Here is a 20,843-nt window from a genome sequence, read left to right as displayed (position 1 = left end):
GTCGTGGCACCGTTGCCCTAGAAGGCAGCCGCCGTATTAGCGACAACCCCTTAACCATTGTTCATTATAAAAATCAAGGTAATTAGCTTAATGTAAACTAAAGTATGTGCAGTTGCTTAATTAGTAGGCACAAAACATCTTGCATAAGATTTTGACTAAGAAGCCAGTACTAATGAGCTCTTAATTTCCATGAACATTATATGAGGCTCACAAGGAAGGGCTAATCCAAATATGAGGCCCATAAGGAAGGGCTAATCCAAATATAGGGCCCACAAGGAAGGGCTAATCCAATTCACTCGGATGTGACTGTACAAATGGATGTAACTCTACAAGGAAAAGGCTTTTTAGCCAGGAGTGTCGGAGCCGTTGCTCTGACATGTGGCTTGGTGTTTTTTACCTCGGAGGACACCATGGCAAACAATACTCCGCATTTGGAGGAATTGTTTGACCAAGCTGTCGCCGAGCGCCGTGAACATCAATGGCTCTCGGCACTTGCGCTCTATGAGCGCGCCCTGCGCATAGACCCAACCAATGACACTGCATATCGCGAGCGCACCATCACCTTGTCACTGCAAGGCAGTGCTGGTTTGGCTTGGCATTACTACCAGCGCCGTCCAGACCTCTTTAACGCCGACGAGGCGAGTGGTTTTGAGCAGGATTACATCGCGCGACTCGCAGTGTGGGGAACACTACCGAATTTAAGTTCTCAGTCATCTAAGGATGATATGCAGCGTGCCTTAATGGCACAAGACACATTCCTAGCCCAGCAAGAGGGTGAAGTCCCTTTACGGCAACGCTTTGACAACATTTACATTCTTAATGGGATGCAGCGCCACGAGGAAGTTGTCGCTATCTTTCGCCAGCTAGAAGCAGAAGATATCGAGCTACCGCCTTATGTTATGCGCATTATTGGGGACTCGTTGCTCTCCACTAAAAAACCGCAAGAAGCTGCTGCGCTAATGGAGCAGGTAGCCGAATCCGGTGCTGCAGTGGCCAATGACCACATAATACGCGCCTATGCCTATTTAGAATCGGGGCGCTGGCGAGAAGCAATTGAGCTCCTTGAGGTTGAGGCCGAACAGCAACGTGCGTGGCTGTGGGAGGACAATGCTCAGCAGCCACACAGCAACTGGAACCGTTATTTCCTAGACGCGACATTGGCAATGATCCGCGGCTATACAGGCGATCAACCAGGGGCTCAAGAAGCTCTTGAAGCCATGGCGAAGATTGCTCCTCGCAATGCGGGGTTACAGGCTAATCTGGGCAGCGTCTATCTTCAGCGTGGCTGGGATGAGCAAGCATTGACGCGCTTTCAGGTTGCGACGCGTCTTGACCCACGTCTCGTGGATGGTTGGATCGGCCAGGTTGATGCTCTGGCTAATCAACAACGTTTGGGCGATGCCCGCGAAGCGATGGCACAAGCGGTGCTATTGGCACCCGACTCGCCGCGCGTCGAAAAGATGCAACAAAATTGGCAGACCCGCACTGGCTGGCAGGTTAGCGCTTCAGCTTATGCAGGGCGTAGTGAAGCACCGAACGATGTGGACTCGCCAGCAGGTTTTGATGAGCAGCACCATCAATTTTCCGCGTGGTCTCCTGTGCTGGATGATCGCTGGCGACTGGGAATCCTAGGAAGTGAACATTTTAGTGAATTTCGCGAGGAGCGTGTCCATGACACTCGTGGAGGAGTGGGACTTCGTTACGCTTATGATCGATTATCACTAGAAACTCGTCTAGAACGCAGTGTCGATGACTTCGCTCGTAACACCTCCGTAATGGCCGAGCTAAGCTGGCGGGTCAATGAAACCGTGGATGCCAGAGCACGCTACGCCACGCATAGCCGCGATGGCTCATTGCAGGCACGCTCGTCGGGGATAACCGCCGATCAGGCCCTGGTTGGGCTTAGCTGGTCACCAAATGAGCGTCATAGCTACCAAGCGTCCATTACACAGTTGGACTATTCAGACGGCAACCATCGAGAAAGTCTATCGCTGAATGGATGGCAACGAGTGATTGATAACCCCGACCATGCACTTGGTCTGAATGCCGGACTCTACGCGGGGCAAGCCAGCGATCTCGATGTCCCCTATTACAACCCCGAGGCCAGCGCCTCCTGGGAGCTTGGAGCGCTCTGGGAAGTACGCAACTGGCGCCATTACGAACACTCCTTCATCCAAGACGTTGGTGCCAGCGTTGGCCAGTCCTGGCAGCAGGAATTTGGCACTCGCTGGATTCCGAGCCTTTCGTATCATCACCGCTGGGCAGTCGGTAATGGGCGAGACCTCAAGTACGGCCTTTCCTGGTCACGGCCTGTTTACGATGGCAACCGTGAGACTCAGCTTAGCTTTGATATTGGTATTACCTGGGGAGAGTAACGATTATGGATAAGATCGCCCATTGCGTGATGAATATAATGCTTATGGCTGGCACCGTGTTGGCGGGGGCTCTTTCGGTGGCGAACGCTGCTGAGCAGCCTATGCTAACCATTTTTGCTTATCACGACATCCGTGACCAAGTCGCTGACAGTGGTGATGCAGATCCCTACGCCGTTAGCACTGAGCGGCTAGTTGCTCATTTTGATTGGCTTCGAGAGAGCGAGTTCAACGTCATTAGTCTTGATCAAGTAATCGCGGCTAGTGAGGGAAGGGAGGAGCTACCCGAGAACCCAGTATTGCTGACGTTTGATGATGGGTTGAAAAGCACCTACACGAAACTTTTTCCACTCCTTAAGGCTTATAACTATCCCGCTATCGTGGCGGTGGTTACCAGCTGGATAGAGAACCCACAGATTCAGGTGCAGTACGGTTCTGAGCAACTGACAGCAGAGGAGTTTGTCACCTGGGAGCAGATTCGTGAAATGAGCGACTCTGGATTGGTAGAAATTGCCTCCCACTCCCATAACCTGCATCACGGAGTGCTGGGTAATCCTCAAGGCAATACCATGGCAGCGGCGGTCACCCGTAAATATAACGAGCAAGATGGCCAGTATGAAAGCGATGAGAGCTATCAACAACGGGTACTTGATGACCTAACGCGTAGTGTTGAGTTGATCGAAGAACACACCGGCACCGCGCCGCGCGCGATGGTGTGGCCTTATGGCGCTTACAACCAGGTTGGTGACGAGATGTCCGTGCGCGCGGGCATGCCGATCACCTTCGGCCTGCAAAACCCACCCCAGCCGCTGCAGGTGGGGATGCCGTTATTAGGACTAGACCGTTATCTGATTTTCGATAATCCGACGCTAGCCGACCTGGTGGATACTATACGGATACCACCAACTCCTCCTGTTCGTCGGATGGTTCAGCTCGACCTTGATTATGTTTATGACGAGGATCCAGAGCAGCAGCAACGGAACCTAGACGCTCTGGTAAGCCGTATGCATGACCTCAAACCTGATTACGTTTTTTTACAAGCGTTTGCCGATCCAGATGGTGATGACGCCGCTGACGCCGTGTATTTTCCCAATCGGCATTTACCCATGCGTGCCGATCTTTTTAGCCGCGTGGCATGGCAACTCTATACACGTGCAGGTGTTCAGGTTTTTGCCTGGATGCCTGTGCTGGCCTGGCAACTACCGGATCTGGATCAACGTAAGGCGTTAGCGCTACCCAATCCCGAACCAGGCGAGGTATTCAGGCTTGATCCAACTAACCCTGAAGCGCGGCGCATTATTAGTGAGATTTACGAGGATCTTGCGGCCGCCAGCTGGTTAAGTGGGTTGCATTTCCATGATGATGCGATGCTGCGCGAGACGGAACTTCCCGAACTCTACCCCGGTAATTCTGAGGCGCGCAGTCAATACCTGGTTGATTTTACCTTAGAACTAAAACGCTCTGCAGAGCGTAATCGATCCACGTTAAAAACATCGCGTAACCTTTACTCTATGCCAGTACTAGAGCCGGAGAGTCGCGCCTGGTTTGCTCAGGATATTGATCAGTTCGTGTCGGCTTATGACTACACCGCATTAATGGCGATGCCTTGGTTCGAGGGCAGTGACGCCCCGAAACAGTGGCTGGAAGAGCTAGCGGATGCCGTGCGTCGTCACCCGGGGGCAATGGATAAGACAATCTTCCAACTGCAGACAGTCGATTGGCGTTCGGGAAGCCGAGTTCCTGGTGATAAGTTGCCCGAGTTATTGCGCTTTCTAGAAACCAAGGGGGTGCGTCATTTTGGGTACTATCCTGATGATTTCATTCTCGATATGCCACCACTCTCTAGCATTCGACAGGTGATCTCTAGAAACAATTTCCCCTACCTAAAGGATTAGGTCCATGATCAGCGACGCGATCAAGTCCATGCAGGCATTTACCTTTCTCTATCCTGCGGTCATGGCCATCTTTTGGATGGGAGGGGGGCTTTACTATTATTGGCGCAACGAGAGGCATTCTCCAGGCGTAGATTCGCCTCCCTTGCTTAAGAACCAGCCCTTGGTATCGATCTTAGTGCCTTGCCACAATGAGGGCGACAATATCGAAGAAGTAGTGGAGACACTATTACTGCAACACTACCCGATGTTTGAGATCTTGCTGATCAACGATGGCAGTGCTGACGACACAGCTGAGTATTTAGATCGGTTATCCGAGAAACATGATCAAGTCCGTGCCGTGCACCTGGACCGAAATCTTGGCAAAGCGAACGCGCTACGTATGGGGGCCTTGGCGGCCCGCTCGGAATATCTTGTATGTATTGATGGTGATGCACTATTGCATCCCGATGCAGTTGCTTGGTTGGTAGCCCCGTTGCTTGAAAATCCTCGCATCGGTGCAGTAACAGGCAATCCACGTATCCGCAACCGCTCTACCTTGCTTGGCAAGCTACAGGTGGGGGAGTTCTCTTCAATCATTGGCATGATTAAGCGCGCTCAGCAGGCCTATGGTCGACTGTTCACCATTTCTGGCGTGATCTGTGCTTTTCGTAAACAAGCCCTTCATGAAATTGATTATTGGGCTACCGATATGATGACTGAGGATATCGATGTTAGCTGGCGTCTGCAGATGGCCAAGTGGAGACTCTACTATGAGCCTCATGCACTCTGTTACATCTTAATGCCTGAGACACTTAAAGGGCTCTGGAAGCAGCGTCTACGTTGGGCCCAAGGTGGTACTGAAGTGGTGCTGCGCTATTTTCGTCGGATTATTCGTCCCACGCAATTGCGTATGTGGCCACTATATCTAGAGTATCTGGTCAGTGTGATATGGGCCTATGTCATGGTCAGCCTTTTGCTGCTATGGGGCGTCGGTCTGTTCGGTATATTGCCAGAGGAGTGGACGTTAAAGGGGCCTTACCCTCGCTCCTACGGTTTGCTACTTGCACTTATCTGCCTGACGCAGTTCTGTGTCAGTTTGCTCATTGACTCGCGTTACGAGCCTAAAGTGGGTCGTCATTACTATTGGTTGATTTGGTACCCAATTGTTTATTGGCTTCTCAGCATGCTCACAACATTAGTGGCGTTTCCGAAAACACTCTTTCGTCGACGTGGAAAATTCGCGACGTGGACTAGTACGGATCGGGGGTATAAAGAATGAACACTATTATTACGCTGCCACACCGCCAAAGCACAGCTATCATGCTTGGTTATAGCTTCTTTACGTTATGCGCTTGGCTCGGATACGGCTATCTACTGTATCCTTTCGCTGTTCTTATCACTAAATGGCTCCAACTCAATAGCTTGAGCCTCGCTCTATCATTATCAGCATTGCCGACAGCAAAGGGGGTGCTGATGTTGCTGCCTCTGATGTCGGGCAGCCTATTGCTCACATTTATTTGCTGGGCTGAGTACAGAAGGTTCGCCGTTCGGCGCCTAACCAGTAAAACAAGCATGCAGCGAGGCAGTGAGCCGTTGTCGCTTGAGTCTTTAGCACATGCCATGCAGGCATCACCTGAACTTGCTACTTCAATGAAGCAGACCAAAAGGGGAATACTGGAGATGAGCCAGCTGGGCAAGCCTATGGGGCTAAAAGACGCTGTCTACCAGCTAGATAATACTGAACTTGACGAGCCAAAAGTCACTCTTGCCTCTTAATAACGAGGACGCCGACATGCTAACGCTTGAAGAGCAACATAAGAAGCACTACTCTTTGACAATAGTTTATCCCTGTAACTTTCTATTAATAAGCATATTGCTGCTAGTTCCATAGGATTCGGCCAAGAGCGACGAACCGAGATACTAGTATATATATGATTCACGGAGGCATAACCATGGCCCTGACGTTGGTTTTTCCTCAAGGAAGGGATAGGGATGTTTTAAAGGCCGAGTCCTCATGCGTAACGATATCCGATGCTGCTTTTGTTAGCGCGGGTACGGTATGTCGAGGCAGTCTCTTTTCGCCTCCGGAAGGGCAAGTCCGCGCCATGCTGGTGATGGCACCTGACTTGGGCGGCACTGTAGATTCTGGTTTAGCCAGCTTCGCTGAGCGCTTAGCGCAGTCAGGCATAAAAGTGCTGGCATTTGACTACCGCTTTTTTGGCCAATCTAACGGCAAACCACGCCAGTTTACATCCATTCAGTATCAACTGACTGATTGGAGAGCTGCCTTAACCTATGCCCAAAAGCTTGAGCCAAGCGTCCCACTGGTGCTGTGGGGGGCTGCTCTGTCCAGCGCTCATGCACTATCAATAGCTACTGAGCGAAGCGATATTGCAGCCGTCATTGCTTCTAACCCTATCATTGATGGGTTTGCCTCGGTACGCTCGCTGTGGCGAAGTAAAGGTCTCTTGCAGGGTTTTGAGGTCGCAAAAACAGGCCTGTGGGATTTGGCTCGCGGGTGGTTTGCACGGGATCCATTACTCATCCCGATGGTGGGTAAACCAAGCAGTTTAGCGGCTATGACGACGCCAGGAGCGCTCGATAGCTTCCACTCGATAGCCCCAGATCATTTCGTCAATACAATCTCTCCTGGAATCCTTCTTTCACTAGGATGTTATCGTCCTATTCGGCGAATTGCCCGCATTCGCTGCCCAGTGTTACTGCAGCTATGTCTATTTGATGAGATCACGCCACGCAAGTCTGGTTATCAAGCGGCAGCACGAATTGGGGAGCAGGCAACGGTCAAGACGTATGATATCGATCATTTTGGTGCCTATCAGGGGAGTGGCTTCCAAGAATTGGTGAGGGATCAACTCCATTTTTTGGATACTTGTTTTCCACTCAAAGATGACAGTGAGGTCAACTAGAAGCTTTACAGGCGCACCTATCACCGCTCCATTTGATTTAACATAATATATATTATGCGAACCCACGTGGTTATGAAGATTTCCTGTAAATGAGTACTGTACCAAGAAAAATTCTCCTACAATAGCTATACGATTTTTATTCGCTATGTAGGAAATATCTAATGATCAATATGCGTAAACTCTTATTAATCACTGCCCTGTTTGTGCTAGTGGGATGTGCCAATGTCGAGGTTGAAGATTATGCCGACACAACGCCGCGTTTAGATATCGCTGAGTACTTCACTGGTAATACTCGCGCCTGGGGCATGGTGCAAGATTACTCTGGCGAAGTGCAGCGCCGTTTTACGGTCGATATTGTAGGTACTTATAAAAATAATACGCTAACGCTTGATGAAACCTTTTTGTTTGCGGACGGCGAGGCAGATCATCGAGTATGGATGTTCGAGCGCGTTGACGACCACCATTGGGTTGGCACTGCCAATGATGTTGAGGGCCAAGTAGATGCTCGTCAGTATGGGCACGCCTTCCATATGCGCTACCCGCTTGATATCGAGGTAAGCGGTCGCACTATCCGCTTCACCATGGATGACTGGATGTATTTGCAACCCGATGGCCGTTTGATCAATCGTACCGCGATGCGTAAATTTGGCCTTACTCTAGGTGAAATAACCTTAGTTTTCGAGCAAGTTGATTCGTGAACGACAAAGGCAGCCTTCTATAAAAAAACAGCCTGCTTTATCAAGCAGGCTGTTTTATCAGAAAAAGCTAACGTTGGGCTTATTACCCACTAGCAGGTGCGTAAGAGCCGTCTTCCTGGTGTACTTCGGTGCCAGTGATGGGTGGCGTAAACACGCACGCTAAATGCATGGTTTTATGGGCGCGCAATAGGTGTTCATCATGCTGATCCAGGATGTAGATGTCGCCTGGCTTAATTGGCCAGATTTTGCCGTCTGCGAGCGTTTCTACTTCTCCCTCGCCTTCGATGCAGTAAACGGATTCATAGTGGTGCTTATAATGAATATGTGTCTCGGTACCTTCAAAGATGCGTGTGATATGGAACGAGAAGTTTCCGCCGTCATTGGCCAGCACCAAGCGCGTACTATCCCAGTTACCGTTCTCCGCTGTTACTAGACGGTCTGTTTTGCGTGCTTCATCAATATTCCGAACGATCATAGAAGTGCTCCATTATGAGGCGCTTGGTTTAATTACCAAGCGGCCCAGGACTGAATCGATGCTACTCACTAAAACGACTACGAAAGCAGCCTAACCCTAAATCACGCTTGGATAACAGCATTGACTGAGGCTTCTAGAATATCCAGCGCTTCCAGCAAGTCTTCATCACTAATGGTCAGTGGGCATAGGCACTTCACTACTTCGCCATCTTGGCCACTGGTCTCGATAATAAGGCCGTGCTCAAACGCTTTACTAGTAATCTTGTCAGCAATATCGCCAGAGACAACATCAATGCCACGCATGAGACCACGCCCACGTTCGGTGGCAGGCATACCATGCTCACTGAGCAAGGCTGCTAGCTTTTGGAAACGCTCTTCTACAATACGCGCTTTGCGCTGAACATCACGTTCAAAAACATCGTTTGACCAATATTTTTTGAGTGCAGCCGTGGCCGTCACCATTGCTAGGCTGAAACCACGGAACGTGCCGTTGTACTGGCCAGGCTTCCACTTATCAAGCTCAGGGCGCATCAGTACATGGGCAAATGGTAACCCAAACCCAGAAAGAGATTTTGAGTTGGTCACGATGTCAGGTGTAATGCCCGCGTGCTCGAAGCTGAAGAACTTACCTGTTCGGCCACAGCCCGCTTGAATGTCGTCGATAATCAACAAGATATCATGGGCGTGACAGATACTCTCTAAACGCTTGAGCCATTCAATGCCTGCCACGTTAATACCGCCCTCGCCTTGCACGGTTTCCACAATAACACCCGCGGGAATGTCAAGGCCGCCAGATTTGTCGTTAAGTAATTTTTCGAAGTAATCCAGCGTGTCCGCGTGCTCACCCATATAACCATCAAAGGGTAAAAAGCTTGCGCCCTGTGTGGGAATGCCACCGGTCGCTTCACGGAACTTACGGTTACCCGTGGTAGCCAGTGCTCCCATGGTGACGCCGTGGAAGCCGTTGGTAAAGGTCACAATGTTATGGCGACCTTTAGCAACACGGGCCAAACGGATGGCCGCTTCTACTGCGTTCGTCCCTGTTGGGCCAGGCAGATGCACCTTGTAGTCTAAACCGCGCGGTTTGAAGATAACCTCTTCTAGGGTTTCTAGATAATCGCGCTTTGCTGCGGTCCACATGTCAAGGCCATGAACAATACCATCTGTGGCCAAGTAGTCGATCATTGCTTGCTTGAGATGGGGGTTGTTATGACCGTAATTGAGAGTGCCTGCACCGGCTAAGAAATCAATGTACTCACGACCATTTTCATCCGTTAGGCGAGCATTCTGAGCTTTGGTAAAAACGACAGGGAATGAACGTGAATAGGTACGTACATTGGATTCCATGCGTTCAAGCGTTTGGGTCTGCATTCGCGACCTCCTTTTTGATCATTGAGCCAAGCGTGTGACAAACTGGCGGAAACAGCAGAAATTAAAAAACCGTAAGCCAACATATTGAGAGCAAGGGTCATGCTGGCAATAGCCGGTGAGCTTTATTACATGCTGTCTGTTTGAAATGGACCTATACGAACTAGGTTTTCTGGATCGTGCTCTCCACCGAGCTGTTCCGTAGAGAAATATTCACGGCTATTAAGGGGGGCTTGCCAGCGGGCAGCAAGACGACGAAACAATCCCCACGACGCTAAATTATCTGGGGTAATAGTGGTTTCCAGATGATGTACGTCATCAAGCTCAGGCCGTGACATGATGGCTTCGACTAGGCGGCGAGCCAACCCCGTACCGCGAGCTTTTTCACCGACTGCAACTTGCCAGAGAAAATAGGTATCCGGTGCATTATCTTTCACATAGCCAGATACAAAACCGACAATTTCGCCCTCTTCATTGGTAGCAACTGCACAGGTGTCACGAAACTGTGTTGCTAGCAACAAATAGGCATAAGCTGAGTTAACATCAAGAGGTGGGCACGCTTTAACTAACTCATAGACGCCCCAGCCATCATCTGCATTGGGTTTACGAATAAACAACGGTGTAGATGCATGCCCCACAACAGCATCTGCGACGGTTGGCCGAGCTAACTCTGCCGAGGGGGTAAATGGTGCTATTGGCGTACTCATGTTTATGCTTCGCTGTAGCGAATTTGGTGGTCATTATAACAGCTGATTATGAGCAATTCAAAAACCATATTATTCATTAGGGTTACTTCCATAATTTTAGGTTATCGAAAGAGCTTGGCTTGCTGATAAGCGCCTATAAAATGGGGCTGTTTGAATAGTTTAGATCAATCTCACATAGACGAGAGATAAAAAAAGGCGAGCCAGTGCTCGCCTTGAAATATGAAATTTATGTCATTAACTGCGAGTAGGTGTCCTCATGGTCACAAACTCCTCAGCACCCGTTGGATGAATGCCTATTGTGCGATCGAAATCTTGTTTTGTAAGCCCAGCTCTAACGGCAATTGCAATACCTTGTATTAGCTCACCTGCTTCGTCGCCCACCATGTGGGCACCCACGACTACGTCAGTCGCGTCGTCTACAATAAGCTTCATTAACGTGCGTTCTTGGCTGCCAGAAAGCGTGTGCTTCATGGCTTTGAAGTCGGCACGATAAACACGAATGTTGGCAAAAGCTTTTCTGGCGGCCTCCTCTGAGAGCCCAACGGTGCCGATATTAGGATGACAAAAAACAGCAGTAGGAATGGTGCTGTAATCCAGCGGTCTCGGTGCTGCTTTATTAAAGTGGATATCTACTAACTGCATCGCTTCAGCCAAAGCAACCGGCGTAAGCTCTGGTCCTTTAGTTAAATCACCCAGTGCTAAAATCGAAGGCAACGACGTTTCATAATGCTCGTTCACCAGCACCTTGCCATCGTTTTCAAGATGGATCCCCAGCATTTCAAGGCCGAGGCCTTGAGTGTTGGCATTGCGACCTGTTGCTGCAAGAACGGCATCTACCTCCAGTATATCGCCACTGGTTAGATGTACATTGAAGGCAGAACCATTTGGTTCGATGCGCTCGACATTGGTATTAAAATGGAGGTTGACGCCTTTTTTGCTCATTTCATCACGGGTAAATGCACGTACTTCTTCATCAAACCCTTTTAGCAACAGGTCACCACGGTAAATTAAGTGCGTTTCGCTACCCAGGCCGTTAAAAATACTCGCAAACTCAACTGCAATGTAGCCGCCGCCCAAGACCAAGAAGCGCTCAGGAAATGTTTCTAGATCAAATATTTGATTTGAGGTAAGCGCATATTCGCTGCCTGGGAAATCAGGCACCCATGGCCACCCCCCCGTCGCGAGTAGAATTTTTTGTGCCGTGACCTGGGTATCGCCTTCTGCTGACGTTAAGCAGACCGTATGGGCATCCTTCAGCGTTGCACGTGCATTAAACAGCGTGACACCAGCCTCATTTAACATGCGCTGGTATATGCTATTCAGGCGCTTAATTTCACTGGTTTTGTTATCGCGTAATACCGACCAGTCAAACGTTGCTGGGCCTGGTAGAGACCAGCCAAAGCCAACGGCATCATCAAAGCTGTCGTGAAAATGGGCAGCATAGGAGTACAGTTTTTTAGGGACGCATCCTACGTTGACGCAGGTTCCTCCCAGGTAGCGGTCTTCTGCTACGGCGACCCTAGCTCCAGCTGCAGCTGCCATTCTTGCGGTGCGTACGCCACCTGATCCCGCGCCTATTACTAATAGATCGAACTCATATTCCAATTTTGCGGCCATGTTTGGCTCCTATCCCGAACAACTGCGTGTGCTTAGCGTTAATGGGACTAAGCACAAAGATTGACCTTACATTCTGAGAAGGTTAAAAACTCCCCTTCAGTGTGCCCTGGTTTTTTACATCTTGGACCAACCTGCCCCTAACCAGTTACGGAGATTCAATGTCAAATTCAATTGCGACGCTTCTGGATAATAACCGAGCCTGGGCTGAGCGTATGTGTGAGGAAGACCCGGAGTACTTTAAACGCCTTTCTAACCAGCAGAATCCAGACTATTTATGGATTGGGTGTTCAGATAGCCGCGTCCCCGCCAATCAGATCATCGCCCTTCCACCGGGCGAAGTCTTTGTACACCGTAACGTCGCTAACCTACTCCACCATACCGACATGAACGCATTATCCGTTGTTCAGTTTGCAGTGGATGTGCTCAAGGTCAGCCACGTAATGATTGTGGGGCATTACGGCTGTGGTGGTATCAAGGCTGCCATGACAGGTGGCGAATGCGGTGTTGTAGATTATTGGCTTCACTCTGTTCGCGAACAATACAACCATCACCGTGATTCGCTTAAGCATCTTCCTATGGAAGATCAAATAAACCGTATGTGCGAACTGAATGTCAAAGCGCAGGTTAACAGCTTGTGCCGGACCAAAATATTGCAACGTGCTTGGCAACGAGGACAAAATATTTCAGTGCATGGGTGGGTCTACGGGTTAGATGATGGCCGCGTTAAGGACCTGAACTGCACCATTACTGGATTAGAGCAGGTCGAAACGCTTTACCGTATTGATTGCCTTCAACAAGGGGACTGATGTGACTTGCGCCTGCTCATTCTAGTCGTATCGGTAGGCGCGATGACAGCTGCGACAGCTTAGGCCAACCTCGGATAACATCTGTGTCGCAGCTCGATAGTCCTCTTGCTCTGCCGCCTCAATGAGTGCCTCGACTTTTTGTTCAAGGTCGGTGAAACCGGCGGCAAACTCATCCCATTCATCCCATATTTGTGGGCGGGCATCCGAGCCGCGTCCGTGGGTTCCACTAATAAAGGCAGGTAAAAAATGAGTTTGTGTCGCTCGCTCTTTCAACTCCGCTAAGCGTGGGGCGGCACCTCGGGCATCGCGGTTATTAACCAGATCAAAGCGAAGCTGTCGCACTAAACGTTCTAAGTCTTTCAGCTCATCCTGACGCCACATAACGGCCTCTCGCTCACTTGCAAAGGGCGTCTCTTCAACCGATTGAGGCATCGGTGGAGTTGTGTCTTCAGCGACTGCCCATACACAAAACGCGCCAGAAATGATCAAGGCGCAGGCAGAGCGTGTCAGCCGTTGATGTTTAGAACGCTGTGACATGTGATTAACCTAATGGGTTTGTTTAGTCGCGCCATTATTAACGCTGACCGATAGGACAAGTAACACCTATACCTTTTAACCCACAATAACCATTGGGGTTTTTATGCAAATATTGCTGGTGATAAGCCTCGGCATAGTAGAAAGCTTCTAGCGGCTTAATTTCTGTGGTGATGGCGCCTTTGCCTGCTTTGTCGAGCGCCTGCTGATAGGCATCGGCACTCCTTTCAGCAGCGATCAGCTGTGCATCCGTTGTAGTGAAAATTGCCGAACGATACTGGCTGCCTACGTCGTTACCTTGACGGTTTCCTTGGGTAGGATCGTGCTGCTCCCAAAAAATCTTTAATAAGCGTTCTAATGGTATTTGGCTTGGATCATAAACGACCCTGACAACTTCTGTGTGGCCGGTATCGCCCGTACAGGTTTCTTGATAGGTGGGGTTCGGTGTGTGTCCGCCTGCATACCCAGCGGCAGTTACGTAGACGCCTGGCTCTTGCCAGAACAGGCGCTCGACTCCCCAGAAACAACCCATGGCTAGTACGATCTCTTCACACCCTGCAGGAAAAGGAGGGTGAAGTGAATGGTTAGTCACGGCGTGCGTGTGACTGGTATCAATAGGCGCTTCACGGCCAGATATGGCTTTAGAAAATAGTGTCATAACGCTCTCTTATTGAGCTGGGTAAATAGTAGGATCACCAGATCGGCTAAACGTATAAATTAAGTCAACTGCTTGGCTGGCGCCTGACACTGCCTGTACGTATAAGTTACGCCACAGCGTGTAACGCAGAGTAAGCTCTGCAATAGGTGAGAAAATCCCGACACCATAGCTAATACGAAGGTCATCGGTTAGCTGTCCGCTCAACGCGACTTGGCTATCATCACCGGCACCTGTTGTATCAAGGGTTAAATCGCTGATGCCAAACGCTTCGCCAATAGAGCCAACGGCTCCTCCCGTTCGTCCTAACGACATCCCAATTAATGCTGTGGCCAGCGCACTGTCGATTCCTCCACCATCAGCATCGGGTGCTCGTCCCCGCAAAAGATACGAAAGTGCTCGTGTCTCGTTCATGGCGGGCTCAGAAAAAATCACCACATTGGGCTCTTCTGCATTGCCACTCACCCGAAGACCTGCAATCACCTCATCTTCGGTGATGTCGGGATTACGTATCGCTTCGAAATCGAGCACTGGAAGTCCTGGCGGGCCGCTAAAGATTAACTGGCCACGACGAATCAACAGATCCTGGGCAAAGGCTTGAAAGCGACCGTCTACCAGATTGACATCGCCAAATAGTTGAAGTGCCCCACTGTCTTGTCGAATTTCTAGCGTTCCCCCTAAGCCTGAATGAAGGCCATAAGCGGAGATTTGCATATCTCTACCCAGCGTTAAGGTAATCAGCACATCAAGCGCCATTCCTGACTGTGCTAGCTCATCTGCAGCGCTTGGCTCTCCAGAGGCTGCTCGTTGCTGAGCCAGCCTTTCCGCTTCACGATCATCACGTTCGGTAATGATGATTTCATCACTGCTGGGACTAACCGCAGAGGCAGGCAAGTCACCCACGCTTAAACGTGCCCATGGGATATCAACATTGCCACGCACTTGTAAGCGCTCTGGTGTTATGCGAACGCGAATATCGGGCGCTGCTTCCAGGCGCCCAAATTGAGGTAGAACAATCAATAATGGGTCTTGAGTTGCGTTGAGATCCACACCAATTCGCCAGTCATCATCTGTGGGCCAGTAAGCATCGCCTGTGATATTCAACCGACCACGTTCAGCACCAATAAAGCCATCGATATTGCCTTGTTCGCCGTCAAAACCAACGATGAGCTGTCCATCTTGGATATCGATGGGAATATCAGGGCCATGAATGCGTAGGTTGCGAAGCGCGAGCTGTCCCTGCAAGTCTGGCTGATTTGTCGTGCCGGTTATTTGAACGTTACCACTCACGTCACCCTCTAAGCGGTCCATATCTACTACCAGCGGCCGATAGGGTGATAAAGTGAGTTGCTGTGCTCGCAATTCACCGTTTAGGCCGCCGCGTCCGAGGGGGTCATCGATGGTGAGATTCAGCGCTAGTTCTCCGGCATCATCAAACGACAGTACTACATCCGCATCCGCTTGCGCCTGGTTGGCTTCCAACTGTGTGTTTAAGCGAATGGTCGGTAGCTCTACTGGTTGACCAAAATCGTTAATCGCCGTAATCGCCAGCTCGCTTAGCAGTTGAACATCTGCTTGCCACTGCGCGCCTCCTTGACGCCACGCTGCCACAATATCGGCAGTAGTGTCACCCTCAAAGCTCCACTCCTCGGGTAATAGAGGCTCTAGGGCTTCCATCGGTACTTCTCTGATACTAAGGGCAGCGCTGCCCTGCTCCGACGACGCTGAGATTGGCTCGTCGGAACAAACAACCCCTCCTTCTTCACGTCGCAAGCAAAACGGTGAGAGCTGTGCTTGTCCATTAGCAAGGTTATAGCGAAGATCTAATGGTGATTCTAGGCGCACGTTGCCAAATTCAGAATCTATTTCCAGGGGTGTCAACTGCCCCTGATACTGCTGAGCCTGCTGGTCAAAGCGCCCGTCTAGAGATATAAGCGCACGGCGCAGCATGTTGTTAGCTTCGCCGTCGGCACTAACGGAAAGTACATGTTGCGATAACCGCCCATCTAACTCTAGCGCGATATTAGAAAACGCCTGACCCCCTGCGTTTACTTGCGCTAAGGCAAGTTCAATCTCTAACAAGGGGTCTTCGATTCCCTCGACATTACTAACCAATGTCAGTGACTCAATACGGTTATCAGCAAAACGCAGATTACTGCCTGTTAGATCTGCCGCTATATTGGGATGTTCAAGACTCCCTCTGGCAAGAATATCCCCTGTTAACGTGCCTGCTAAGTCTGGATGCAGAGTTTGTAGTTGACGCAGAGCAATCTCTGCATCCAGTGACATTGCTTGCTCACTGACTTGCCCAGAAGCTGTTAGACGATTATCTCCCTGGGTGAAAAGCAGCTCTTGAATATCAACTTCAAGCTCACTGTTGGCATCTAGCGATGCCTGCAGCGTGAGCGGGTACTCCTGAAGCTCGCCATCAATGGCTAGCGTCGGAAGACTGATTTCCCACAAGTCACCAGTTTGCTGCACATTAAGTGTGATATCGCCGTTCAGGCTGCCATTGAGCTCATCGACAAAGTGTGAAGGGTCGAATTGATCCAGTCGTATCGTCGTATTAACTTGTAAAGGAGAATCCCAATTGATTTCACCTTCACTGCGCAACGAACTCTCCTCAATGTTCAGCGTGAGAGGTGTCCAGCGAAACGATGAGAGATCGCCTTCACCACTTAGATACACATCTGTTGAGGGCACTTGTGGCCCCTGGGCATTCAGTGCAAGCGTTATTTCATACGCTTCCAGGCTTCCGCTAACGGTGGCATCAAGGCCTTCAGCGATATAGGGCTCTTCGGCTACTTGATCGTCGCTTTGTGGCTGGGTTAATGGCCATTGCAGACGATCACTTTGTAGCTGCACCTCGAAAGGCAAGGTTGGCGCTAGTGCATCGACTCGGCCACTAAGCCTTGCATTGACAACACCTGTGGCCTCGAGGTTAGCGGATAAATCATCAAGGGACCCCGACAGTTCAAGCACGACTTCTTCGCCGCTTAGTTCAGGGAAAATCTCGGGTAGAAACAAGGTTGACGTTAGTCGTGCATCTAAGGGATAACCACCTGACAACGTGGCATTGGCCGATAAGCTTGCATGGGCGTCAGGTGTTAGTAGCTCTAGTGAGCTAACGGAGACCTGATTCTCATGAGCACTAGCGACTAGCGCCAAGCGCTCCACCTCATAATCAACGGCTCCAGACACGGAGAAATCAGTTACCGTCAAAGATGCAAGCTCAATATCAATAGGGAGCATTATTTCAGGTAGCTCAATTCGCTCCCGCTCTGCTAACGTTTCGACAGCCTGCTCATGGTCTTCTATGGCGGCTTGCGTCGCCAAAACGGCACCGTCAATACTCTCTGCAAGTAGCGGCGTCTGGACCCCTTCCGTTAGTTGGATACCTGGGGAAGGTGGTAAATAAAGTGTTGGTCTCAACAGCGTAGTAGGTGCGATATTGACCTGATGTTGCTCAGCTGCAATGGAGGTTGAAAATGCATCCCACGCGACACGCGTTCCATCAGCTAGCTGTAACTGAATATCATTTAGCTCAATTGAACGCAGCTCAATTGGGAATGGGAGCTTTACTCTAGTTTGCTCAGTGGGTTCGGAAGGCGCTTGCTCTTCTTCAGAGCCACTGCCCAGCTGTATGTCAGCGCCTGCCACATGAAACTTATCAAGGCAAAGCCGGCCTGATAACAGGCAATCCTCAGCCCAAGCTAGCTCAACATTGTCAATGTTGATGCGCGTTTCGCCCATCACCAGATTAAACCCTTGCAAGGCGAAGCTATCAAGCAAAGCGCCTTCTTGATGCTCGTAAGTAAAATATCCTCTCTGCTCTCCTTGAGAGAACAGCAAACCTGTTCCCCAGGGAGAAAGTGCAACACCAAGTAGTAGTGCCACCAGCCCAAATAACCAAAGGGGCAGCACAATAACTAGCCTAACTAAGCTCCACAAAAACAACCCAATGCGGTGTTTTGATGAGAGCATTATTCGCTTGGAGGGTGCCGATTTTTCAACCTTAGCCAAGATGCTCTCCTAGAATTCCGGTCCGATGGAAAAGTGCAGCCGCCAATCGTCTTCATGATCAAAGGGGTGCGCAACGTCTAAACGGATAGGGCCGACGGGAGAAACCCAGCGCACCCCTACCCCAGCGCCGGTTTTTAAGTCTTCAGGGCCCCAGTTGTCAAACGCATCGCCACTGTCTACAAACGTCGCACCCCACCAGTCGCCGGATACTCGGCGCTGGTACTCTAATGTTGAGGTGAGCATTTGCTGGCCACCCCGCAAACGACCTTCTGCATTTCTAGGTGATAGGCTTTCAAAGGAATAGCCGCGCACACTTCGGTCACCACCTGCGAAAAAGCGCAATGACGGAGGCAGCTTATCAAAATCGTCTGTTTCGATGGCGCCAACACTCAGTCTTGCCAAAAATCGATTGTCATCTCCAATGGTTCGAATCCACTCGGTGTCGCCTGTTAACCGCGCGAACTGAGCATCAGAGCCCCATATGGTGTCAGAGTACTCGATCGAGAGCTGCTGGCGATCCCCCCACAACGGAAAGCGCTGAGGGCGTGTACGCGTGCGAGACCATTGTATGCCTGGATAATAAAGCAGAACCTGATCTGATACACCGCCTTGAGTAAAGTCTTCATATGTGGTGCGGAAATAAAGCGTTTGCACCCAGCGGTTTTCAAATTCCCAGCGACGAGCGATTTCTACCGTGGCTTCTAACGACCGTGTATCGCCATCATCCAGGTTACGCACGCCATACTGCAGACGATAGCTATCGCGTAGGGGATCATCTAACGGAATATTGTAAGTGCCCGTAAAACGCTGGTCGGGTGCCGAAATATACAGGTCATGTTCCAAGCTATGACCAAAACGGTTAATCCATGGCTGGTTCCAGCCAAACCGCATACGCGGACCTACATCTGTCGCGAAGCCGATACCAACTTCAAACTGGTGGCGATCAGCAGGTTCAACATTTACGTCGATAGGTAGGGTCGTATCATCGCCTTTGCTAATACTAAGCGCACTTGCAAATGCAGCGCTGGAAAGTCGAGGACGCTGTGGCTGAGACGCCGTTGCCTCATCCCACCAAGGAGATCCGCCGGTGGGTGGCGACATCGTTAGCTCTTGGGCAGTATCAAGCCTTGGACGAACTGATACCGAACTAAACCAGCCTGTTTCTGCCAGGCGCTGGTTATAAAGAGCCAAAGATTCAGCGAGATAAGACTCACCTGCTTCAAATGTTTGCATTTTCCGCAACCGGTCTGGCTCAATATGACTCCCAGTGATGGAAGTATTGCCAAACTGGTAGCGGGGACCACTATTGAAGTCCATGTAGAGGCGTGCGCTTTCCAGATAGGGTCTGACTTCCATCCGTCGATCCGTAAAGCCCCAATCAAAATAACCACGCTCAAGCGCCAACCCCGAGAATTGATTTCGTAACCGATCCCAGGGGGCGTGCCGAAGAGCATCCCCTTCCCGTAATGGAAACCTATCTAACGCAGCCTGAAATGGCGGATCATCCTTAGCTTCGCCTTCAATATTGATAGAAAGAACGTCAATTTTAACTTGAGGGCCTGGAGTGATACGCAACTCTATAGGGGTCTGCTGCAGATCGACGGTAATCTTGGGCTCGTAATAACCATATACCCTCATCGCTTCTTGGGTGCGTAAACGTATTTTCCCCTCTAAACGAACATCTGTGTATAGCTCTTCGTCAATCGTTTGTAAGTAAGCATCAATATTATCCTCTACTTCGTCGCTAACGCCGCTGATTGAGGCGTTTAACGCCCACGCAGGGTTGGCCGCCAATACGAGGAGTGGCAATGCCACACTACATGCCGCTTTTTTAGCTATGGGCCATCGCCGTTGTCTTTCCATCAAGTTCATCCCTAACCAAATCAGCGACTCGGTAGCTTTGTTACCGATTACAATGCTTCCAGACTTACTGTCGGAGCATTTCCATCTGCGCACTAAAGGCTAGTTGGGCTTGTCGGACTTGCCGGATATCGCTTTCTAATGTGCCGATACGTTGCGCCAACTGCTCTTCTAGTGTCTCTAAGGTTTCTTGCGTAACAGAAGAGTCTACATCGCTAAGATTGTCGATGGTTGAGTTTACCTCAATGAAACGTTGATCGACTTCTTCTTGCCAAGCTGTAACTTTTGTTTCCAATTCGGTGCTCGCATTTTCAAGCTGGGTGATACGGTCTAATTGACTAGTAATAGAAGATAAACGTTGTGCCATCATTTCGTCGAGGTTGGTAACCTCTTCTGCTAGATTTTGCCTGCCGGATAATCCCGTTTGTTCAAGCGAATCAAGCGATGATCTTATCGCGGCTAACTGCCTATCCCGAAGTGCTGCCTGATCTTCCAGCTGCTTAATAGTCTCAGCAAAACCGCTAAGCGAATCGGTGGTGACAAGTTCCTCATTAGCGGTTAATAGCCCGTACAACTCTTCACGAGTGTTAGTTACGGAAACGGCGAGATGCTCCTGCTCTTGAAAAAGCGTCGCCATTTGCGCTTGTACAAGAGTTATCGCATCCTGTGCATCTGTACTGCCTGAGTCAATTCTTGCATGAAGGTTGGAAACTTCGCCGCTCACCCGATTAAATTCACTTAACAAGCGCTCTCTTTCATACCAAAGGCCTACCGCTGCAGCACCAAGCAGAATGATAACCAGCATCAAAACTATCCATAAAGGCCATAATTTAGGCCCTTTGCGATGACGCAGATGTTGTGCGGTCATGCTCTGACCCACATCAGGTACAATGCGGGGAGTCGCAGTGGTGTTGGGCATGATTTTTCC

The 20,843-nt window shown here is 50.1% G+C and carries 16 protein-coding genes; 7 read left to right on the top strand and 9 right to left on the bottom strand.

The window, feature by feature from the left end:
• Positions 1-410: 410 nt before the first annotated feature.
• The 6 genes from HZS79_RS02950 to HZS79_RS02925 all read left to right on the top strand — a co-directional run bounded on the left by HZS79_RS02950 (position 411) and on the right by HZS79_RS02925 (position 7,871).
• The gene (locus HZS79_RS02950; protein WP_179926993.1) at positions 411-2,375 is read left to right on the top strand and encodes a PgaA family protein; all 1,965 of its coding nucleotides are present in this window, start codon (positions 411-413) and stop codon (positions 2,373-2,375) included.
• Between the two features lie 5 nt (positions 2,376-2,380).
• A complete protein-coding gene (gene pgaB / locus HZS79_RS02945; protein ID WP_179926992.1) occupies positions 2,381-4,267 on the top strand; it encodes a poly-beta-1,6-N-acetyl-D-glucosamine N-deacetylase PgaB in 1,887 nt (628 codons plus the stop codon).
• Between the two features lie 4 nt (positions 4,268-4,271).
• Entirely contained in the window at positions 4,272-5,525 is a 1,254-nt protein-coding gene (pgaC, locus tag HZS79_RS02940; RefSeq protein WP_162217339.1) for a poly-beta-1,6-N-acetyl-D-glucosamine synthase, read from the top strand.
• On the top strand, positions 5,522-6,022 hold the full coding sequence (gene pgaD, locus HZS79_RS02935; protein ID WP_179926991.1) for a poly-beta-1,6-N-acetyl-D-glucosamine biosynthesis protein PgaD: 501 nt from the start codon (positions 5,522-5,524) through the stop codon (positions 6,020-6,022). Before pgaC ends, pgaD begins: the two co-directional genes overlap by 4 nt.
• A gap of 176 nt (positions 6,023-6,198) precedes the next feature.
• Positions 6,199-7,173: an alpha/beta hydrolase gene (locus HZS79_RS02930; RefSeq protein WP_162217341.1), complete on the top strand. Its 975-nt coding sequence runs from the start codon at positions 6,199-6,201 to the stop codon at positions 7,171-7,173.
• A gap of 161 nt (positions 7,174-7,334) precedes the next feature.
• Positions 7,335-7,871: a DUF3833 domain-containing protein gene (locus HZS79_RS02925; RefSeq protein WP_162217342.1), complete on the top strand. Its 537-nt coding sequence runs from the start codon at positions 7,335-7,337 to the stop codon at positions 7,869-7,871.
• 82 nt (positions 7,872-7,953) lie between these two features.
• On the opposite strand, the gene HZS79_RS02920 is transcribed toward HZS79_RS02925, so the two are convergent.
• The 4 genes from HZS79_RS02920 to gorA all read right to left on the bottom strand — a co-directional run bounded on the left by HZS79_RS02920 (position 7,954) and on the right by gorA (position 12,037).
• On the bottom strand, positions 7,954-8,346 hold the full coding sequence (locus tag HZS79_RS02920) for an ectoine synthase (protein WP_179926990.1): 393 nt from the start codon (positions 8,344-8,346) through the stop codon (positions 7,954-7,956).
• Positions 8,347-8,447: 101 nt separating this feature from the next.
• Positions 8,448-9,716 (bottom strand): diaminobutyrate--2-oxoglutarate transaminase, encoded by a 1,269-nt coding sequence (ectB, locus tag HZS79_RS02915; RefSeq protein ID WP_179926989.1) that lies wholly within the window; start codon positions 9,714-9,716, stop codon positions 8,448-8,450.
• Positions 9,717-9,841: 125 nt separating this feature from the next.
• On the bottom strand, positions 9,842-10,420 hold the full coding sequence (gene ectA, locus HZS79_RS02910) for a diaminobutyrate acetyltransferase (RefSeq protein WP_162217345.1): 579 nt from the start codon (positions 10,418-10,420) through the stop codon (positions 9,842-9,844).
• Between the two features lie 234 nt (positions 10,421-10,654).
• A complete protein-coding gene (gene gorA, locus HZS79_RS02905; protein WP_179926988.1) occupies positions 10,655-12,037 on the bottom strand; it encodes a glutathione-disulfide reductase in 1,383 nt (460 codons plus the stop codon).
• Between the two features lie 158 nt (positions 12,038-12,195).
• Here gorA and can point away from each other — a divergent pair, with 158 nt between their 5' ends.
• Positions 12,196-12,843 (top strand): carbonate dehydratase, encoded by a 648-nt coding sequence (gene can / locus HZS79_RS02900; protein WP_162217347.1) that lies wholly within the window; start codon positions 12,196-12,198, stop codon positions 12,841-12,843.
• A gap of 21 nt (positions 12,844-12,864) precedes the next feature.
• Here the strand turns inward: can and HZS79_RS02895 are convergent, their stop codons facing one another.
• The 5 genes from HZS79_RS02895 to HZS79_RS02875 form a co-directional block, all read right to left on the bottom strand.
• The gene (locus HZS79_RS02895; protein WP_179926987.1) at positions 12,865-13,380 is read right to left on the bottom strand and encodes a cytochrome c; all 516 of its coding nucleotides are present in this window, start codon (positions 13,378-13,380) and stop codon (positions 12,865-12,867) included.
• A 37-nt stretch (positions 13,381-13,417) separates the two neighbouring features.
• Positions 13,418-14,035: a peptide-methionine (S)-S-oxide reductase MsrA gene (gene msrA, locus HZS79_RS02890; protein ID WP_162217349.1), complete on the bottom strand. Its 618-nt coding sequence runs from the start codon at positions 14,033-14,035 to the stop codon at positions 13,418-13,420.
• A 9-nt stretch (positions 14,036-14,044) separates the two neighbouring features.
• On the bottom strand, positions 14,045-18,016 hold the full coding sequence (gene tamB / locus HZS79_RS02885; protein WP_179927056.1) for an autotransporter assembly complex protein TamB: 3,972 nt from the start codon (positions 18,014-18,016) through the stop codon (positions 14,045-14,047).
• Between the two features lie 48 nt (positions 18,017-18,064).
• Complete coding sequence (gene tamA / locus HZS79_RS02880) at positions 18,065-19,918, bottom strand: autotransporter assembly complex protein TamA (protein ID WP_162217350.1); 1,854 nt, start codon at positions 19,916-19,918, stop codon at positions 18,065-18,067.
• 64 nt (positions 19,919-19,982) lie between these two features.
• The gene (locus HZS79_RS02875) at positions 19,983-20,834 is read right to left on the bottom strand and encodes a coiled-coil domain-containing protein (protein WP_162217351.1); all 852 of its coding nucleotides are present in this window, start codon (positions 20,832-20,834) and stop codon (positions 19,983-19,985) included.
• Between the last annotated feature and the right edge of the window lie 9 nt (positions 20,835-20,843).

This window comes from Vreelandella zhaodongensis (genome assembly GCF_013415115.1).
Classification (GTDB): Bacteria; Pseudomonadota; Gammaproteobacteria; order Pseudomonadales; family Halomonadaceae; genus Vreelandella; species Vreelandella zhaodongensis.
The sequence above is the reverse complement of the archived record's forward strand: the minus strand, read 5'-3'. Positions and strand labels throughout refer to the sequence as shown.